Raw genomic sequence first — 17,974 nt, 5'->3', positions numbered from 1 at the left:
GCCAGGCGATGCGTGCTGAAGCCTCCCGTAAAGTGTTAGGCCGCGACGGCGACGGAGAGAAGATAAGATGCGTCCATTGCTGGCGGTGAGCAACGCCATCGACGCCCTCAATGAAAAGATTGGGTACGTCTGTAACATCCTGGTGCTGCTGGCGTGCCTGGTCAGCGCGGCCAATGCCATGATCCGCTATGCCTTCAGCAGCTCCTCGAACGGCTGGCTGGAGCTGCAATGGTACATGTTCGCCATCCTGGTGATGTTCGGCGCGTCCTACACCTTCAAGCGCAACGAGCATGTCCGCGTCGAGATCTTCTACCTCACGCTCTCGGAACGCGGCCAGCTCTGGCTCGACATGATCGGCACGCTCTGCTTCCTGATCCCCTCCTGCCTCCTGCTCGCCTATCTGTCCTGGCCGTTCTTCATGCAGGCCTATAACGTCGGCGAGATGTCGGGCAATGCCGGCGGCTTGATCCGCTGGCCCATCAAGTTCGTGATCCCCGCCGGCTTCGTATTGTTGGCGCTCCAGGGTGTTTCCGAAGTCATCAAGCGTATCGCGGCTCTCCAGGGCTATGTGACGATCGACGCCAAGTACGAGAGGCCGACCCAATGATTACGCTGGAAATGATGCCGCCGCTGATGTTCGGCGGCCTGGTTCTGGCGATGCTGATCGGCTTCCCCGTCGCGTTCACGCTCGCGGCGGTCGGCCTCTCCTTCGGCTTCCTCGCCATCCATCTCGGATTCTTCGACCTCAACTTCCTCCAGGCGATTCCCGGCCGCGTGTTCGGCAGCGTGCTTTCCAACGAGCTGCTGCTCGCGATCCCCTTCTTCACCTTCATGGGCGCGATATTGGAGAGATGCGGGTTAGCCGAGGACATGCTGGATTCGATGGGCCAGCTGTTCGGCCCGGTCCGCGGCGGCCTCGGCTATTCCGTGATCATCGTCGGTTTCATCCTCGGCGCCATCACCGGCACGGTGGCGGCGCAGGTCATCGCCATGGCGCTGATCTCGATGCCGGTGATGATCCGCTACGGCTACAACATGCGCTACATCACCGGCGTGCTCGCGGCCTCCGGCACGATCACGCAGCTGGTGCCGCCCTCGCTGGTGCTGATCGTGCTCGCCGACCAGCTCGGCAAGTCGGTCGGCGACATGTATCTCGGCGCCTGGGGCCCGTCGGTGTTCCAGATCATGCTGTTCGCCGGCTACACCTTCGTCCTCGGCCTGATCAAGCCGAGCCACGTGCCGCCGGTGCCGAAGGAAGCGCGCACGCTGACCGGCTGGGCGCTGTGGAAGAAGTGTCTGATGGGCATCATCCCCTCGGCCGTGCTGATCTTCGTCGTGCTCGGCACCATGATGATGGGCCTTGCGACCCCGACCGAAGCCGGCGCCATGGGCGCGGTCGGCGCCATCGTGCTCGCCGCGATCCATCACAAGGACTTCTCCTCGAATGACCGCAAGATCCTGATAACAGGCGTGATCGCCGCCGGCGTCGGCACGATCGTCGCGATGCTGTTCACCGAGAACCTGGTCTTCAGGCTCTCGTTCGCCGTCACCTATCTCGCCGTGGCGTGGATCTGCATCCAGGCCGCACGCATCCCGGACCTGCGCGACCTGATCAAGCAGGGCTACGAGTCCACCATGCGCCTCACCTGCATGGTCACCTTCATCCTGATCGGCTCGACCTGCTTCTCGGTGGTGTTCCTCGGCGTCTCCGGCGGCGTCTGGCTCGAGCATCTGCTGACCTCGCTGCCCGGCGGCGTGTGGGGTTTTCTGATCTTCATCAACCTCTTCATCTTCTTCCTGGCCTTCTTCCTCGACTTCTTCGAGATCGCCTTCATCATCCTGCCGATGATCGCGCCGATCGCGCAGAAGGTCCTCGCGCCGGTGGTGGGACCGGACGCGGCGCTGATCTGGTTCGGCGTGATGCTGTGCGTGAACATGCAGACCTCGTTCCTGCATCCTCCGTTCGGCTTCGCGCTGTTCTATCTGCGCGGCGTGGCGCCGAAGGAAGTGAAGAGCTCCGACATCTATTGGGGCGCGATCCCCTGGATCGGCCTGCAGATGATCATGGTGCTGCTCGTCATCATCTTCCCGGTCACGGTGACGGGCCTGCTCGACAAGCCGCTCAACGTCGACCTCGACAAGGTCAAGATCGAGGTGCCGCAGATCGACCTGCCGCCGCTGGATCTCGGACCGCCGCAGAAGTAGCGGCCATGACCATCGCCGTCATGTTCCGCCTCGGCGGTTCATGACGCGCGCACCGCCGCGCGTGACAAGCGCCGGCAACACGGGCATACCGGGCCATCCTCCAACTGATGGACCGCCGCGCATGTCCCGATCGTTCCCTGCTCCGTCGCTCGCTCCCTTGATCGCATCGCTCTGGCTGGCATGTACCGCAACGTTTGCGCATGCGGAACCGATGACCGATGTCCATGCGCTGGCGCAAAAGGAACAGCAGCCGCTGCTCGACACGCTGCGCGATCTCGTCAGCATCGAATCCGGCAGCAAGGACATCGACGGCCTGAACCAGATCGCCGAGCGCGTTGCCGGCCAGCTCAAGCAGCTCGGCGGCACGGTGGAGATTTTGCACCCCACCGACGTCTATCGCCTCGACGACACGCCCGAGACGATCGGCCCGGCCGTGCACGCCGTGTTCAAGGGCACCGGCAGCAAGAAGATCATGCTGATCGCCCACATGGACACGGTGTACCTGAGGGGCATGCTGAAGGACCAGCCGTTCCGCGTCGACGGCGACAAGGCCTACGGCCTCGGCATTGCCGACGACAAGCAGGGCGTCGCGCTCATTCTCCATACCGTGGCGATGCTCCAGAAACTCAACTTCAGGGATTACGGCACGCTCACGGTGCTCACCAATGGCGACGAGGAGATCTCCTCGCCCGGCTGGCGCAGCACCATCACCAAATTCGCCGCGGATCAGGACGTGGTGTTCTCGTTCGAGGGCGGCGGCACCGACGGCACGCTGCGCCTTGCCACCAGCGGCATCGGCTCGGCCTATCTCACGGTGCACGGCAAGTCGTCGCACGCCGGCGCGCGGCCCGAGGGCGGCGTCAACGCGCTGTACGAGCTCTCGCACCAGGTGCTCCAGATGAAGGACCTGTCCAAGCCCGAGCAGGGCCTGAAGCTGAACTGGACGGTCTCGAAGGCGGGCACCAACCGCAACGTGATCCCGGCCGACGCCTCGGCCCAGGCCGATGCGCGTGCGCTCAAGGTCGCCGATTTCGACGAGCTGCAGAAGGCGCTGCAGGAGAAAATCAAGAATCGCCTGCTGCCCGACTCCAGGGTCGAGCTGAAATTCGAGGTGCGCCGCCCGCCGCTGGAGGCCAACGACGCCTCGCGCCGCGTCGCGGCCTACGGCAAGACGGTCTATGGAGAGATCGGACTGTCCCTCAAGGTCGACGAGAAGGCGGCCGGCGGCGGCACCGACGCCGCGTTTGCCGCGCTCAAGACCAGCGGCGCCGTGGTGGAAGGCATGGGCCTGTCGGGCTTCGGCGCGCACTCCAACGATGCCGAATACGTCCAGATCAACAGCATCGTGCCGCGGCTCTATCTGGCCACGCGCATGATCATGGACCTGTCCACCGGCAAGCTGAAATAGCCCGCCCCTCGCAGGGCTCGACGATCAGCCCTGACCAAGGGAGGGAGCAGCAACGGCTCCCTCCGCCAGCCGAAACCGCAGCGTGAACTCCGCGCCGCCGCCTAGAAGATTTTCCACCGCCACCGTCGCGGCATGATCGTCCGCGACCCCGCGCACGATCGAGAGCCCGAGGCCCGCGCCGTCGCTGCGCTGGCGGTCGGCGCGCCAGAAGCGCTGGAAGATCAGCTCGCGCTCGGTCTCCGCGATGCCGGGGCCGCAATCGCGCACGCGCACCGAACCGTCCTCGCGCACCTCGACATCGACGGCGGTATCCTTCGCCGTGAACTTGATGGCGTTTTCGGCGAGGTTGAAGATCGCGCGCTGGAGCATCTCCGCATTGCCGTGGATCAGCACCGGCGCGTCAGCGCCCTTCAGCGCGATGTCCTTGTGCTGCGCGATCGCGAGCGGCGCGATGGAGCCGACCACCTCGGCGCAGACCGCGCGCAGATCCGCGGTCTCGCCGGGATCGAGCACCAGAGTATCGAGCTCGGCGATCTCCAGCAGCTGGGCGACGATCCGGCTCATGCCCTCGATGTCGTCGTGCAGCGCCTGCCTTGCGGCGCCATCGCCCAGCGTCTCGATCCGCGTGCGCAGGATCGTGAGCGGCGTGCGCAATTGATGCGCGGCATCCGCCGTGAACTGCCGCTGCACCCGAAAACCGTCCTCGAGCCGGTCGAGCGCCTGGTTGACGGCGGTGACCAGCGGCATGATCTCGCGCGGAATCTGCTCCGTCGGCAGGCGGATGTCGGTGCGCGCCGGCCCGATATTGCTGGCCTCCTCCGACGCCTTCCACAATGGCGCGATGGCGCGGCGGAAGATGATGATGTCGGCGGCGAGCAGGATCAGCAGGATCGGAATGGTGATCCACCCGACGCGGCGGAAGAAGTTCGAGATGATGTCGTCGATGATGACGTCGCGATGTGCCAGGTCCTCGGCCACGCGGATGCGCACGATCTTGCCGTCGATGATACGGGTGACCCCGGCGCCGGAAATCGTCTCGGAAAGAGTCGGCGGCGCCGACGCTGCCGCTCCCGTCTTGCGGCGGGACGAAAACAGCAAATGACCTTCGGCATCGCGGATGTCGTAGAGATAGCGGCCGTAGGCTTCCGAATAGAGCCCCCGCAGACTGTCCGGCAGGTTGAACGTCAGCAGGCCGTCCGGCGCCGCGACGATGCGCTCGGCCAGCACCTCGGCCTGTGCCCGCATGGCTTCGCGGTGCAGCTGGTCGACTTCGGAATTGAGCAGCCAGAACAGCACCAGCGGCAGGAAGATCGCGACGACTGCGACCGCCACGATGTGCATGAACACGATGCGCCAGATCAACGATTTGAATGTCGGCGATCTGCCATAGGCCCTGGCGGCCGCCACGTTATTTCTCCTCGGACATGAGATAGCCGACGCCGCGGATGGTGTGGATCACGACCTTGGCGCCGTGCTCGGTGAGCTGCTTGCGCAGCCGCGAGACGTAGACCTCGACCGCGTTGGAGGCGACCTCGCCTTCGAGCCCGAAGATGTGGTCCTCGACGTTCTTCTTCGGCACCACCCGCCCCTGCCGGCGCAGCAGGATTTCCAGCACCGAGGTCTCGCGCGCGGAGATGATCCGCGGCTGGTCGTCGACGAAGATCTGGCGGCTCTCGGTGTCGTAGACGAGATTGGCGAGGCGCAACGAGCGGCCGAGCAGCTGGCCGGGCCGGCGCAGGATCGCCTCCAGCCGCGCCACCAGCTCCTCCATGGCGAACGGTTTTGCCAGATAGTCGTCGGCGCCGCTGCGCAGGCCGCTGACGCGGTCCTGCAGACCGCCGCGCGCGGTCAGCACCAGCACCGGCAGCGGCTCCATCTGCCGGCGCAGCTCGCGCAGCACCGACAGGCCGTCGCCGTCGGGAAGGCCGAGGTCGAGGATCATCGCAGCGTAGCTGACGCTGCTGACCGCCTCGCGCGCCTCGGCCGCGGTGCTCACGATGTCGCTCTGGTAGCCGGCGGCCGACAGCCCGGCAGCAACGAGCCGCGACAGCTCGACATTGTCCTCGACGATCAGAAGGCGCATCGTAGTCCCGCCGGATGTTCCGGTGCAATCACGGCTCGCGCCGCATCTTCGCTCTCTTCCACCATTCCGGCCGCCTCGGCCAGCGAAAAAGCGCGTAGCAGGGCGGCCCACGCCCCTGTCAGGTCCGTGTAAGCCGACCTGGGCGCGTTCCCATGATGGTTTACTCGATCACCTCGTCTGCGCCGGCAATGACTGCTGCGGAGAACGGATGGCCGAGCAGTTTCGCTGCCTTCAAATTGACAACGAGCTCCACCTTCGTGACAAGCTGAACCGGAAGATCAGAAGGCTTCTCGCCCGACAGAATGCGTCCGGCATAGATACCCGCGCGACGGTGCGACTGCATGAAATCTCCGCCGTAGCTCATCAAACCTCCAGCCACGGGAAAGTCCCGGGTCTGCGTGATTGCGGGCAATTGATATTTCATCGCGAGAGCCGCCAGCCGGACACTGCGAAATGCAAAATAGGGGTCGGAGGTAAACACAACTCCGCCTGGCCCGTCGCTGGCAACGGCGGCGAACACGGATTCGAATTCATCCTCCTTGCTTGCGTTATAGATCTGCAGCTGAACCCGCAGGGCTTCTGCGGCCGCCTGAAGCTTCTGCAATTGTGATGGTGCGGTCGGACTTGTCGGGTTGGCGACCACCGCCAATCTGGTCGCCGTGGGCAACAGGTCGCGCATCAGCTCAAGCCGCTTTGGCGACACATCGACGCTCAGGCTCGATACCCCCGTGATGTTTCCGCCCGGCCGCGACAGGCTGTCCACCACGCGCAGCTGAACGGGGTCGCCGCCCATCTCGAACACGATGGTCTTGGTCGTACCCGTAGCCTTCGCGGCAAGTGCCACAGGAGCCCCGCCGGGAGCCACGATCAGGTCTACGTTTCTGGCGACCAATTCGGCAGCCAGGGCAGGCAATCGAGAATATTGTCCGTTGGCCCACTGAAAGTCGATCGCCACATTGCGACCCGCGACGAAGCCGGCCTCCTCCAGTCCCTGTCGGAAAGCCTCGAGTCGGCTGCCAAAGAGCTCGGGTGACTCCGGGCAAAGATAGCCGATGACCGGCATGGAGGGCTTCTGCCCATACGAGACGGTCGTCCACGTCGCGGCGCCTGCCATCCAAAGAAGAAAATCACGCCGCCTGGCGCGTCTGCGTAGCGTTGCTGCTTCAGGGTTGGCGCACCTCATGCCCACGGACCCGCTGCCGTCAGCCGTTTGCCGGAGCATAGCCCCGGATACCCGAACAGTCTCTAGCGGATTGTGCCAGACATCCCGCGGCCACTCGGCTGGAGAGCACCGAAGGATATTCCGAAGACTGGAATGGCTTCGTCAAATCCTTTGATTTCGCGGCCCCCGAGATCCTCAACGGGCCGCCTGCCCTTGACGTCGGCGGCGACTTTGGCGTCGATCAGGATTTCCTTGTCTGCGGCAGATCCGCACAGCCGGGCCGCAAGATTCACGACGCTCCCGATGGCGGTGTAGTCGAGCCGGTCCTCGTATCCGATCCGGCCGACAGTCGCCGGCCCGCTGGCAAGGCCGATTCCGAAACCAACGTGGTAGCCACGCGATCGCCAGCCGGCGATGAGGGCTTGCACGTTCGTCTGCATGTCGACGGCGAGATCGATGGCTCTCAATGCAGGCTCTTCGACCGGGACAGGTGCGTTCACCAGCACCATCAGTCCGTCGCCGGAGAAATTGATCAGCGTTGCTTCGAATTTCGCGATGACCCTGCCAAGGCTTTCATAATATTCCGACAGTACGCTCATGACCTCCTCGGGCGTGGCGCCTGCTGAAAACGCGGTGAACCCCCTCAAATCGCAGAAGACAACGACGACTTCCGTACGGCGGCCGTCCAGCACGCTGTCATCGCCGGCTCGATCGACGAGATCGGCGACCTGGGGGGCAAGGAACCGCTTGAGCTTGGCGATGCGTTCCTGGTGCTGCTGCGCCAGCGCCAGCTCGGAAGCCATTCTGTTGAAACTGTTTGCAAGACGCTGGAACTCGTCCCCGGTGTCAATCGAGATGCGGTGGTCAAAGGATCCGGCACCAATCCTCTCCGTGCCCTCCTCGAGCAACTTGATCGGCTCCGTCATCCGGTGCGCCAATGCATAGGCAAGAATCCCCGCGAGCATGGTGCTGATTGCGAGGAGCATTGCCGTCCGCCACAAGGCGGAATAGATCGGCGCGTAAGCTTCGGACAGCGGCTGCACGACCACGACTGTCCAATCGGGGCCCTGAACGGGAGCAGCGCTGGCGGCAACATAGTGTCCCTGCGCATCCCGGCTCGTTGCGAAGCCCGCTTTCGACCCTATCGCGTCGCGCACGGCCCGAAATGGTTTGGAGGTTGCTTCCTCCGCCCCGCGGAGCACGAGGCTGATGTCGGGATGGGCGATCAGGCGGCCCGATCGGTCCAGGACGAAGGCGGAGCCGGTCCTTCCGACCTTGATCGCCGAGATCACGTCCCAAATCAGCTTGAGGTTCACTTCGGCTATGACTGCGCCGACAGCCGGCCGGTTGCCGGCCATCCCGACCGTCAAGTACGGTTCGGAGCCTCGATTGTAGCTGACGTCGCTGAACCAGATCTGAGCTGCGCGGGCACCAACCAAGGCGGGATCGGCTGATCGGTCCGTGCGGCTCTCGATACGATTGAGGCCGATCCGCGAGATGTAGAGACGCTCCAGGCCATTGCCGTCGAGGAGTGTGAGACTGACGATGGCGGGCGCTTGTCGAAGCAGGCGCAACGCGTCGGTCCGCCGGCGTTCGTCGAACTCGTCACTCCATGGAAGCTGAACCAGCCAGCCAAGCTGACTCGTGATGCCGTGGATGAAATCGTGAATTTCGGCGGCCGCGGATGCGGACTGGAGGCTAAGCCACTGGTCGAGCCTCGCGCGCTGATCGCGATAGCCGAACCACGCCTCAATGACGCCGTTGAATGCAAGTGGGATCGCGACAGCCACGAAAAGCGCGAGCAGATATTTATGAAAAAGGCCGCGAAACCGATCCTGAGGAATCATGATCCGGTCCCCTGATAATCACATAAATACAATGACCCAGAATAACATGCCGCTCCGCCGTCGGGTGGAGTTCATTCGAATCCCGAGCGTACCGGTGCACCCTTCGCGCTTTTTAGGGCGGAGCAGCCGCGCGGTCTGGCGACAAATTGGCGCCATGGCTGAATTGTCCGCCGATGTCAGGCTCCGGCTGACTGGCCTTCGCGCCGCACTGCGGCTTTTGACCACCCTGAACGGACTTTGCTGCCGGGCGGACGTAGCATGCGCCCCAGCCACGTTGATATAGGTCAAGCATCACCCCCGCCTTTGGCCTCACGTCGTGTTCAGCCGCATTTGAGGCGGCGACGTCGCCCTTCAGTTCGCCGGCACCCAGCAACTTCAAGGTCGGCGTCGCATTCTTCCAGTGACCTCCTCTCCCTCCTGATCCCCGCAGAAGGCTTACTGGGGGTTCGTCGACGAGGACCTTGCTCATGATAACAATTCCAGAACTGACGTCCCAGGCGCTCGGTGCGTTCCTCATCTCGGAGACAAAAGGCCGCTTCGGCTCATCGCATGCCAACTTGCCGGAATTGCTCCCCTACGCAGCGAAGCTGGCCCTGGAATGTATCGGTAACAGCGATGCATTGTATCACAACGTGGAGCACACCCTGTTGGTCACGCTGGTTGGGCACGACATTCTGATCGGTCGCTCTCTTCTGAGGCAAACAACGGCCAGCGATTATGCTCACTTCATCCTGGCGTGCCTGATTCACGACATCGGCTACGTTCGAGGCGTCATTCATGGAGACCAGGACGGAGCCTATGTTGTTGATGGTACCGGCCGAACGGTTGAGCTACCGATCGGCTCCTCCGATGCAGCGCTTGCGCCCTACCACGTCGATCGCTCAAAATTGTTCGCCGCGGAGCGTTTGGACGCAGTCGACCAGATCGACGCCGCGCGCGTTGCCCAGGCGATCGAATATACCCGCGTTCCCTATGCAGACGCACCAACGAGCGCACTCGAGGATGATCTGGACCAGGAGGAAGGCTTGTTGCTGCGTGCCGCTGATCTGATCGGCCAGCTCGGCGATCCGAACTACATGAAGAAATCAAACGCGCTCTTCTACGAATTCGAAGAGATCGGGCTCAACAAATCGCTCGGATACGCCACACCCGCGGACGTGGTGCACAAATATCCGCAGTTCTACTGGACCAAGGTCGCACCGCAAGTCCCGACGGCGATCCGTTATCTGAACGTAACGTCGAGCGGAAGACAATGGATCAGCAACCTGTATGGCAATGTCTTCCGCGCCGAGCGAGAGGTCAGACTATCCGGTCCGCAGTTGTAGATCGGTGGTCTTGAACGGTTCCACCACAGCGTGGATTTTGCTCGTCAAGCCGCCGCGTGACCTACTCATCGATTGGCGCTGGTTCCTTGTGATGCAGGCCCCATGCTGATGCACGGGGACAATCGAGGTGTCGATCATCTGGACTGCGGCATCATGGGCAGCAGCAAGTGCGTCCATGATGCGGCCCCAGACCCCAGCCCGCCGCCAACGGACGAAGCGGTTGTAGCATGTGGTGTACGGACCAAACGTCTCGGGCAGATCACGCCAAGGTGCTCCAGAGCGCAAGACCCAGAAGATGCCATGAAGGACACGACGGTCGTTAACCCGAGGAACGCCATGCGGCTTGTTCGGCAGCATGGGCTTGATGGCGATCCATTCATAATCGGCGAGTTCGTAGCGCATGATTCGAGCTTCAGTTTGGAAGCTTGAATCACAGGGGTCTGGCCAGACGCAACGCGTCCGGGCGGGCCCCGGTTGGACGCTTACGGCGTAGAAGCGGACATCAGCCGGCCGACCATCTCCGCTGAAACCGTCGAAAATGACCCCTACCAGACATCGGGGGACCGCGCAGCCTCTACCGAGGAGGCTCACGATCAACGAAATATGCCCCCGGATACTTGGACCCATCTCGGGCTGACGGCTATTTCACCGGCTCAACCCATTCAAAATTCCGAGTTGCGGGCGCATATTCTAGCGGTAGCGTGCCGCGAGGTGACTTAATGAAACGCCGCTATTTTGTCACTCTTCTCGGCGCTGCGGTAGTGGCCTTGCCTCTCGCAGCCCACGCGCAGCAACCAGCGGTGCCGCGGGTCGGCTACGTCTGGAGCGGCGTTCGCGGGACGGACGTGTACTACCAGACCGGATTCCGTCAAGGACTAGCAGAACTTGGATATGTAGTGGGGCGCAATCTGCTGCTCGAAGAACGCTACGCCGACGGAAAGCCGGAGCGCGTTCCTGCGCTGATCGCTGAACTGCTCACGCTCAACGTCGATGTTCTCGTGACTCCAGGCACACCCACTTCGCAGGCTGCGCAACGTGCAACATCCACCGTGCCGATCGTCTGCATGAGCGGAGATCCCGTCAGAGCCGGTCTTGTGGCAAGCCTTGCCCGGCCAGGCGGCAACATCACTGGGCTGTCGCAGCTCTCCGGCGATTACGGCGTCAAGTGGCTGGAGCTGCTGAAGGAGGCGGCACCGAAAATGCGTCGTGTCGCCGTGTTGTGGAATCCCGACAATCCGACGACTGCCAACCAAGTCGAACTTATGCAAAACGCGGCACCCAGGCTCAGTCTCGAGTTGACAGCCCTCTCGGTGCGGCTCGCGGAAATCGAGAACAGCTTCGCCGCGCTGGGAGAGAGCGGCCTCGATGGCGTCGTCGTCACCGACGATCCATCGCTGATACCCCTCGTTCCCCGGCTGATCGCGCTCACCGCAGAGCGGCGCTTACCAACGATCTATCCATTCCGCGATTCGGCTCAGAGAGGAGGACTGATGTCGTACTCGGCCAATCTTTTCAAACTATGGCAACGCGCCGCGGGCTATGTTGATCGCATTCTCAAAGGGGCGCGTCCGGCGGAGCTTCCCGTCCAGCAGACGACGGAAGTGACCCTGAATATCAACCTCAAGACCGCTAAGGCGCTCGGTCTCGACATTCCAATGACGCTGCTCGTCCGCGCCGACGAGGTGATCGAATAGATAAATTGCTGCGCGGTGCATGAGTCCGTTCCTGGCCCCAAGCAGCGGTTGGTGGATGTGTGCTATTCCGCTGCTGTAAGGGGAGAAGCAGACGTCCGGCAAACAGGCCAAAAATGACGCGAATGACCCGAAGCGGACCTTTAAGTGCCGCCCGGTCCGGACTAGCAGCAGGCCACTGAAACCCTGCAAGCGCGTCTTCGGCAAGTTGAAAACATCGTCTCGAAAACATACGCTCCGTCCAGACGAAACTCAGGGCAGCTTCGTGCCGCGCGTTCCAGCCGCTGGGAAGATTCGCTCCGATGATGAAGCCCGCCGTCATTATCCCGGAGGATCAGTCTTTCGCCCTTGCGACCTTACCGCCCAGCCGGGCGCAGAAACGGCTTGCCCTTGCGGTCATGCTCGCCTTCCTGGGCGCCGTCTTAATCTTGGCAGGGGCGCTCTCGAACGTCCAGCTGGCGCGGATCGATAGCTTCGTCCCGGCCTACGGCACGGCGATGTTCGTGAATGACATGATCACCGCGGTCCTGCTGTTCAACCAGTTCGCCACCCTGCGTTCGAGTGCCCTCCTCGCAATCTCAACCGGGTATCTCTTCACGGGGCTCATGCTTGTCCCCTGGATGTTGGTCTTTCCAGGGGCGTTCGCGCCAGGTGGCCTGCTTGGCGCGGGGCTACAGAGCACGGATTGGCTTAATGCTCTGAGGTACGCCGGTTTTCCTACGTTCGTCATCGCATATACCCTTTTTAAGGTTGCCGATCCGCCCAAGCGATTGTGGGAGGGCTCAGTGGGCGCGACGATTCTTTCGAGTGTTGCGATGACGTCAGCCGTTGTGTGCGCCGTGACAGTTCTTGTCACAGTGGGTGAAGCATACTTGCCCCGCATCATGCTCGACCCGGTCCATTTTTCTACCCTCGCGCTTTATATTGCCAGTTGTCTAATCCTGTGGAACGCAGTTGCGCTCACCTTGCTCTGGATGCGCCAGCGTTCGGTGCTCGATCTGTGGCTGATGGTGGTTGTTTGCGCGTATGCAATTGAGATCTATCTGGTCTCGTTTCCCGGTTTTGCCCGGTTCAGCGCCGGCTGGTATGCTGGCCGGGTCTTCGGGTTCGTGTCCAGCATTCTTGTACTCTTTGTCCTGCTGTATGAGATAACGACGCTTCACGCGCAGCTGCTCGGCGCGGTCCTGGCGCAACGTCGCGAACGTGAGGCGCGGCTGATGACCGGCGACGCCGTCTCGGCTTCAATTGCCCACGAGATCAAACAGCCATTAACGGCGATCATAGCCAGTGCCAACGCGGGATTGCACTGGCTTGATCGTGTCGAGCCCGACCTCGATAGTGCCAGGAATGCATTTCGGCGCGTCGTGACCACCGGACACCATGCGGACGCCGTGATCGAAAATATCCGAGTCCATTTCAAGACGGGTGCACGGACCCGGACTTCGCTCGATATCGACGATGTCATCAACGAAGCTCTGGCCGTCGTCCGTGACCAATTGCGGAGACATCGGGTCGCCGTTCAAGCCGACGTTAACAAACAGCTGCCGCGGATAAGAGGCGAACAGGTTCAGCTCCAGCAAGTGCTGGTGAATTTGATTACGAACGCAATTGACTCCATGGCCACGAAGAATGGGGAGCGGGTCCTATCCATAAGGTCTGAAGTCCATCACTCCAGATACGTGATGGTATCGGTAGAAGACACGGGGGAAGGTCTAGAGCCCGGCGGCGCCGTGGATCGGATATTCAACCCGATGTTCACGACCAAAACGGACGGCATGGGCATGGGGCTGTCAATCTGCCGGTCGATCATCGAGGCGCATGAAGGACAAGTATGGGTGACCGCCGATAAAGGCCGCGGCGCCATTTTTCACTTCACGGTTCCGGTAGACTCGGACAGCCCATCCTAGTAGCCGCCTGAGTGCGACTTTGGCCCATCGCGACCGTGCGCAGGCGGCCGATTACGCGCGTGATGATCCGGATGAAATGATGGGGTTCGCTACGCTCTACCCATCCTACCAAAACAGCAGCTTCGCATCAGCATCTTCGCCGTTGAGGAATCGCGATGCTGTTGCGGAAATCGGGTGGCCGCTCCATGATTGCCGCGACTAAAACATGGCGACTTATTCAAGGAGCCATTCATGCCCGATACTCACGTCGCGATCGAACCCGCAATCCTTTATTTCGGTACGCCAGTCGTCCTGATCAGCACGCAGAACGAGGATGGCACTGCCAACCTCGCGCCGATGTCGTCCGCGTGGTGGCTCGGATGGCGGTGCATGCTCGGTCTTCAAACCGCATCGAAGACGCCGCAGAACATGATCCGCACAGGCCAGTGCGTCCTAAATCTGGCATCACCAGAGCAAGTTGATGCCGTCAACAGGCTGGCGCGATTGACAGGCACCGGGTCCATTCCTGATCTGAAGCAACGGTTGGGATATTCCTACGAACCTCGCAAGTTCGAAGTGGCCGGCCTCACGCTGATAGCGTCGCAGACCGTGGCCGCGCCGCGCGTGCTCGAATGCCCGATCCAGCTTGAAGCCGTTGTCGCGGAGCGCCACGGCATCATGAACGGCGATCCGCAAGTGGCAGGCCTGATCTCGGCATTCGAGGTGCGCATCACCCGTGTCCACGTGCATCCCAGTCTGCTGATGGACGGGCACAAGAACCGGATCGATCCAGCCAAATGGCAACCGCTGATCATGAACTTCCAGAAGCTCTACGGGGTCTCCGGCACCGAGATCGTCCCTTCCCGCCTCGCGGAGATCGAGGAGAGGGCTTACCGCATGCCCGACGTCGATCGCGCTCGCGAAGAAGCGCTTCGGCCGGCTCTCGCCGCTTGCTGAGCTTGCACGGCTTCGATCGGCGAAGCCGCAATCGATGATGCACATCCCCCGGCCCGGCACTGCTCCGACGGCTCGTCGCCGGAGCAGTACCGAGCGAAGGCCTAGAGCACTTTCGAGCCTACGAGCATGCCGTCTTGCGAAACTGGAATTGCTTCCGATGACGGACGTCTGGTCACGCGCGAAGGCGTTCCGTCATTCATCAATGATGGCTTTTCCTGATCATGTCTGCTGCGCGCTCACCAATGACGACACATGGCGCCATGGTATTTCCGGTCGTCACTCTGGGCATGACCGAACCGTCGGCGATGCGCAAGCCGTCGATTCCATAAACCTTCAGCGATCCGTCCACCACCGACATCTCATCGCGTCCCATCTTCGCCGTGCAGGCGTAGTGATGAAACGAGACGGCCGCGTCGCGCACGAAATGTTCGAGTTGATCCGGCCCGCGCGGGCCGGGCACGAGTTCTCGCTTCGCAAAGGCGCGGAATGGTCCGGAGTTGCCGATCTCACGGCAGAGCTCGATGCCGCGCATCCCCGCCTTGACGTCGATCATATCGCTGAGACTGTTGGCATCGATATCCACGCCGTCACCGGGGCCTGGACCCGTGAGATGTATCCGGCCGACACTTGCGGGTCTCACAAGCCCAGGCAGGAATGACCAGCATGGGACATCACGATCGAGATGCTCCGTCGCGGGCCCTCGCATCACACGGTCGGTGATCAGGCATTGAAGATCGGGAGCGGCAAGCGGTTCGTCACTTTTCCAGAATAGAATCCCCTCGGATATATTCATATTTCGATCAGCTCTGCCCGCTCCTTCCCAGACGCAAGCGTTCAGCAGAAGGTGATCCTGCAAATTGCGTCCGACGCCGGGGAGATGCTGTCGCACCTCGATGCCGCATTTTCGCAGTTCCTCGGTGTCTCCGATGCCCGATTGCATCAGAATCTTCGGGGTATGAATCGCTCCGAGCGACAATATCACTTCGTGCGCGGCTTCGAATGCGCGAGTGGCGCCGCCGTAGGCCACCTCCACGCCGACTGCTCTGGTCCCCTCGACGATCACGCGTGTCACCAGCGCCTCGGTCAAGACGGTGAGGTTCGGCCGGTCCATATAGGGATAAGCATAGCCGCGAAACACCGAAAGGCGTTTGCCGTCAATGATCAGATGCTCGGGAGCCGCGACGCCGCCTTCGGTTTCCATCATCCGCCCGTTTTGATCGGCGAAGGAAGGGATGCCGATGGACTTGGCACTTTCAATCAGCGGCGATAGAAGCCGGCTTCGATCTTCAGGAGGATTGATCGTCAAAGGCCCGCCCGAGCCGCGCCATTCGGGATTGGGAGCGCCTCGCCAGTTCTCGATCTTACGATAGATCTCGAGCACGCTCCGATAGGACCAGCCTTCGTCGCCGGTCTCTTGCGCGAAATGGTCCCAGTCGCTCTTGTGGCCTCGCGCCCAAGCCATTGCATTGATACTCGAACTGCCGCCGAGCACCTTGCCCATCGCCCAGGGCATGGATCGCCCGTTGAGATGCGGATTGGGCCGCGTGTGGAAATCCCAATCCTGCTCGCAATGGCGCAGTTCAAGCCATCGGGAGGCCTCCTGAATTTGCGGGATCGCATCGGAGCCGCCCGCTTCCAGGAGAAGCACCGATATTGCAGGGTCTTCGGCGAGACGTCTCGCGACGACTGACCCCGAGGACCCCGATCCGCAGACGATGAAGTCGTAGGACCGTTTGAGGTTCGCGGTCAGATTCTTCTGATTGGTCGCTACCTTGGCATCGAATTCCTGCGCCGACGCCGGATCATTGTCGTGTCTCTGCATAGTCTCGTCTCGCTCTGGATACGTTCAGCGAACCATCGCAAGGTTAGGGGCGGTCAACCAACGACTTTCGTGTGATGGCTGCGTGAGAAGACGTCCAGCGCATGGGCGTCGAAGCGTTCGTTACAGCCGTAACGCGGCTGGTTGACATTGCCTTGATAGCGAGAGCCGCTCGGCGCATGTCTGCCTTCGGGTCGGGAGCGGCCGCCGAGTCGACAGATCGCGCCTGTCATCATCAAACGGGGTTCCCGCAGCGTCAGCGCAGGTGTTGCTCAGATCCGGCCTGCCCGTCTATACAATCAGCGAAAGTCACCGTGATTGATCGCCGCAATCTCCCGCGAGCGCCGGTGATGAAAAGCCCGCGTTCCGCGAGGCGGGAATCGACCGGAGTGATTATGTTTCATCAAATTGAAAGCCTTGCCGCGAAGATCGAAGCGTTCATCCGCACCGAGGTCATTCCCTACGAGAAAGACCCGCGGACAGGCCCGCACGGCCCGAGCGACGACCTCGTGCAGGAGCTGCGCGCCAAGGCGCGCGCGGCCGGCGTCCTGACGCCGCATATTCTGCCTGACGGATCTCATCTCACCCAACGCGACACCGCAAAGGCCCTGATCAAGACCGGCCTGTCGCCGCTCGGGCCGCTGGCCTGCAACACCATGGCGCCGGACGAAGGCAACATGTATCTGCTCGGCAAGGTCGGCAGCCACGAACAGAAGACGCGCTTCCTCGAGCCGCTGGTGTCGGGCAAGGCACGCTCGGCCTTCTTCATGACCGAGCCTGCGGACACGGGCGGCGCCGGGTCCGACCCCTCGATGATGCAGACGACGTGCCGCCTGGACGGCAATCACTGGGTCATCAATGGGCGCAAGAAGTTCATCACCGGGGCCGAAGGCGCCAAGGTCGGCATCGTCATGGCGAAGTCGAACGACGGCGCCTGCATGTTCCTGGTCGATCTGCCGAACCCCGCCATCCGCACGCTGCGCGTGCTGGATACGATCGACAGCTCGATGCCCGGCGGCCATGCCGAGATCGACATCGTGGACCTGCGCGTACCCGCCGACCAGATGCTCGGCGCCTCCGGCGAAGGTTTCAAATACGCTCAAATCCGCCTCAGCCCCGCCCGCCTGTCGCACTGCATGCGCTGGCTCGGCCTCGCCATCCGCGCCAACGAAATCGCCACCGACTATGCCTGCCGCCGCCAGGCGTTCGGAAAGCCGCTGGTCGATCACGAAGGCGTCGGCTTCATGCTGGCGGAGAACCTGATCGATCTCCAGCAATCGGAGCTGATGATCGACTGGTGCGCGGGCGCGCTCGACTCCGGCTCGCTCGGCACCACCGAGAGCTCGATGGCGAAGGTCGCCGTGTCGGAAGCACTGATGCGCGTCGCCGACCGCTGCGTCCAGGTGATGGGCGGCACCGGCGTCTCGACGGAGACGATCGTCGAGCAGGCGTTTCGCGAGATCCGCGCATTCCGGATCTATGACGGCCCGACCGAAGTTCACAAATGGTCGCTGGCCAAGAAGATCAAGCGCGACTGGAAGGCGGGGCAACACTGACCGGCGGGCGGAGCACGCAGGATAGGTTTAGCTTC

The 17,974-nt window shown here is 62.2% G+C and carries 14 protein-coding genes and 1 pseudogene; 8 read left to right on the top strand and 7 right to left on the bottom strand.

The window, feature by feature from the left end; all coding sequences use genetic code 11:
• Positions 1–67 precede the first annotated feature (67 nt).
• The 3 genes from AB7008_RS21560 to AB7008_RS21550 all read left to right on the top strand — a co-directional run bounded on the left by AB7008_RS21560 (position 68) and on the right by AB7008_RS21550 (position 3,613).
• Positions 68–607, top strand: coding sequence for a TRAP transporter small permease subunit (locus tag AB7008_RS21560; RefSeq protein WP_304493790.1), 540 nt, complete (start codon positions 68–70; stop codon positions 605–607).
• Positions 604–2,205 carry a TRAP transporter large permease gene (locus tag AB7008_RS21555; RefSeq protein ID WP_304493789.1) on the top strand — a complete coding sequence of 534 codons (1,602 nt, stop codon included), beginning with the start codon at positions 604–606 and terminating at the stop codon, positions 2,203–2,205. Before AB7008_RS21560 ends, AB7008_RS21555 begins: the two co-directional genes overlap by 4 nt.
• Before the next feature lie 121 nt (positions 2,206–2,326).
• Positions 2,327–3,613: a M20/M25/M40 family metallo-hydrolase gene (locus AB7008_RS21550; protein ID WP_441259497.1), complete on the top strand. Its 1,287-nt coding sequence runs from the start codon at positions 2,327–2,329 to the stop codon at positions 3,611–3,613.
• Between the two features lie 24 nt (positions 3,614–3,637).
• On the opposite strand, the gene AB7008_RS21545 is transcribed toward AB7008_RS21550, so the two are convergent.
• The 5 genes from AB7008_RS21545 to AB7008_RS21525 all read right to left on the bottom strand — a co-directional run bounded on the left by AB7008_RS21545 (position 3,638) and on the right by AB7008_RS21525 (position 9,174).
• Positions 3,638–4,954, bottom strand: a complete 1,317-nt coding sequence (locus AB7008_RS21545) for a sensor histidine kinase (RefSeq protein ID WP_441261228.1) — start codon at positions 4,952–4,954, stop codon at positions 3,638–3,640.
• Positions 4,955–5,021: 67 nt separating this feature from the next.
• Entirely contained in the window at positions 5,022–5,696 is a 675-nt protein-coding gene (locus tag AB7008_RS21540; RefSeq protein WP_028146749.1) for a response regulator transcription factor, read from the bottom strand.
• Positions 5,697–5,856: 160 nt separating this feature from the next.
• Positions 5,857–6,810, bottom strand: coding sequence for an ABC transporter substrate-binding protein (locus tag AB7008_RS21535; protein ID WP_439711311.1), 954 nt, complete (start codon positions 6,808–6,810; stop codon positions 5,857–5,859).
• A gap of 131 nt (positions 6,811–6,941) precedes the next feature.
• Positions 6,942–8,705, bottom strand: coding sequence for a cache domain-containing protein (locus AB7008_RS21530; protein ID WP_304493786.1), 1,764 nt, complete (start codon positions 8,703–8,705; stop codon positions 6,942–6,944).
• 112 nt (positions 8,706–8,817) lie between these two features.
• Complete coding sequence (locus AB7008_RS21525) at positions 8,818–9,174, bottom strand: hypothetical protein (protein ID WP_441259496.1); 357 nt, start codon at positions 9,172–9,174, stop codon at positions 8,818–8,820.
• Between AB7008_RS21525 and AB7008_RS21520 the strand changes: the two genes are divergently transcribed.
• Positions 9,173–10,030: a metal-dependent phosphohydrolase gene (locus AB7008_RS21520; protein ID WP_441261227.1), complete on the top strand. Its 858-nt coding sequence runs from the start codon at positions 9,173–9,175 to the stop codon at positions 10,028–10,030. The two genes, AB7008_RS21525 and AB7008_RS21520, sit on opposite strands and share 2 nt — an antisense overlap.
• Before the next feature lie 18 nt (positions 10,031–10,048).
• Here AB7008_RS21520 and AB7008_RS21515 read toward each other — a convergent pair.
• Positions 10,049–10,432, bottom strand: a pseudogene (locus AB7008_RS21515) (IS5 family transposase); the annotation flags it as partial.
• Positions 10,433–10,749: 317 nt separating this feature from the next.
• Between AB7008_RS21515 and AB7008_RS21510 the strand changes: the two are divergent.
• The 3 genes from AB7008_RS21510 to AB7008_RS21500 all read left to right on the top strand — a co-directional run bounded on the left by AB7008_RS21510 (position 10,750) and on the right by AB7008_RS21500 (position 14,564).
• Positions 10,750–11,724, top strand: a complete 975-nt coding sequence (locus AB7008_RS21510) for an ABC transporter substrate-binding protein (protein WP_028159412.1) — start codon at positions 10,750–10,752, stop codon at positions 11,722–11,724.
• 299 nt (positions 11,725–12,023) lie between these two features.
• Positions 12,024–13,628, top strand: a complete 1,605-nt coding sequence (locus tag AB7008_RS21505) for an MASE4 domain-containing protein (RefSeq protein WP_304493784.1) — start codon at positions 12,024–12,026, stop codon at positions 13,626–13,628.
• A gap of 231 nt (positions 13,629–13,859) precedes the next feature.
• Complete coding sequence (locus AB7008_RS21500) at positions 13,860–14,564, top strand: flavin reductase family protein (protein WP_304493783.1); 705 nt, start codon at positions 13,860–13,862, stop codon at positions 14,562–14,564.
• 199 nt (positions 14,565–14,763) lie between these two features.
• Here AB7008_RS21500 and AB7008_RS21495 read toward each other — a convergent pair whose 3' ends face one another.
• Entirely contained in the window at positions 14,764–16,386 is a 1,623-nt protein-coding gene (locus AB7008_RS21495) for a GMC family oxidoreductase (protein ID WP_304493782.1), read from the bottom strand.
• Between the two features lie 392 nt (positions 16,387–16,778).
• Between AB7008_RS21495 and AB7008_RS21490 the strand changes: the two genes are divergently transcribed.
• Positions 16,779–17,939, top strand: a complete 1,161-nt coding sequence (locus AB7008_RS21490) for an acyl-CoA dehydrogenase family protein (protein WP_441259495.1) — start codon at positions 16,779–16,781, stop codon at positions 17,937–17,939.
• Positions 17,940–17,974: the final 35 nt, after the last annotated feature.

The organism is Bradyrhizobium sp. 521_C7_N1_3 (genome assembly GCF_052075975.1).
GTDB lineage: Bacteria > Pseudomonadota > Alphaproteobacteria > Rhizobiales > Xanthobacteraceae > Bradyrhizobium > Bradyrhizobium japonicum.
This window is presented reverse-complemented; position numbering and strand designations above follow the sequence as displayed.

Excerpts from the sequence above, each read along its gene's own strand:
- AB7008_RS21560 (WP_304493790.1), top strand. The coding sequence starts at position 68 with ATGCGTCCATTGCTGGCGGTGAGCAACGCCATCGACGCCCTCAATGAA.
- AB7008_RS21555 (WP_304493789.1), top strand. The coding sequence starts at position 604 with ATGATTACGCTGGAAATGATGCCGCCGCTGATGTTCGGCGGCCTGGTT.
- AB7008_RS21550 (WP_441259497.1), top strand. The coding sequence starts at position 2,327 with ATGTCCCGATCGTTCCCTGCTCCGTCGCTCGCTCCCTTGATCGCATCG.
- AB7008_RS21545 (WP_441261228.1), bottom strand. The coding sequence starts at position 4,954 with ATGCACATCGTGGCGGTCGCAGTCGTCGCGATCTTCCTGCCGCTGGTG.
- AB7008_RS21540 (WP_028146749.1), bottom strand. The coding sequence starts at position 5,696 with ATGCGCCTTCTGATCGTCGAGGACAATGTCGAGCTGTCGCGGCTCGTT.
- AB7008_RS21535 (WP_439711311.1), bottom strand. The coding sequence starts at position 6,810 with ATGGCAGGCGCCGCGACGTGGACGACCGTCTCGTATGGGCAGAAGCCC.
- AB7008_RS21530 (WP_304493786.1), bottom strand. The coding sequence starts at position 8,705 with ATGATTCCTCAGGATCGGTTTCGCGGCCTTTTTCATAAATATCTGCTC.
- AB7008_RS21520 (WP_441261227.1), top strand. The coding sequence starts at position 9,173 with ATGATAACAATTCCAGAACTGACGTCCCAGGCGCTCGGTGCGTTCCTC.
- AB7008_RS21525 (WP_441259496.1), bottom strand. The coding sequence starts at position 9,174 with ATGAGCAAGGTCCTCGTCGACGAACCCCCAGTAAGCCTTCTGCGGGGA.
- AB7008_RS21510 (WP_028159412.1), top strand. The coding sequence starts at position 10,750 with ATGAAACGCCGCTATTTTGTCACTCTTCTCGGCGCTGCGGTAGTGGCC.
- AB7008_RS21505 (WP_304493784.1), top strand. The coding sequence starts at position 12,024 with ATGATGAAGCCCGCCGTCATTATCCCGGAGGATCAGTCTTTCGCCCTT.
- AB7008_RS21500 (WP_304493783.1), top strand. The coding sequence starts at position 13,860 with ATGCCCGATACTCACGTCGCGATCGAACCCGCAATCCTTTATTTCGGT.
- AB7008_RS21495 (WP_304493782.1), bottom strand. The coding sequence starts at position 16,386 with ATGCAGAGACACGACAATGATCCGGCGTCGGCGCAGGAATTCGATGCC.
- AB7008_RS21490 (WP_441259495.1), top strand. The coding sequence starts at position 16,779 with ATGTTTCATCAAATTGAAAGCCTTGCCGCGAAGATCGAAGCGTTCATC.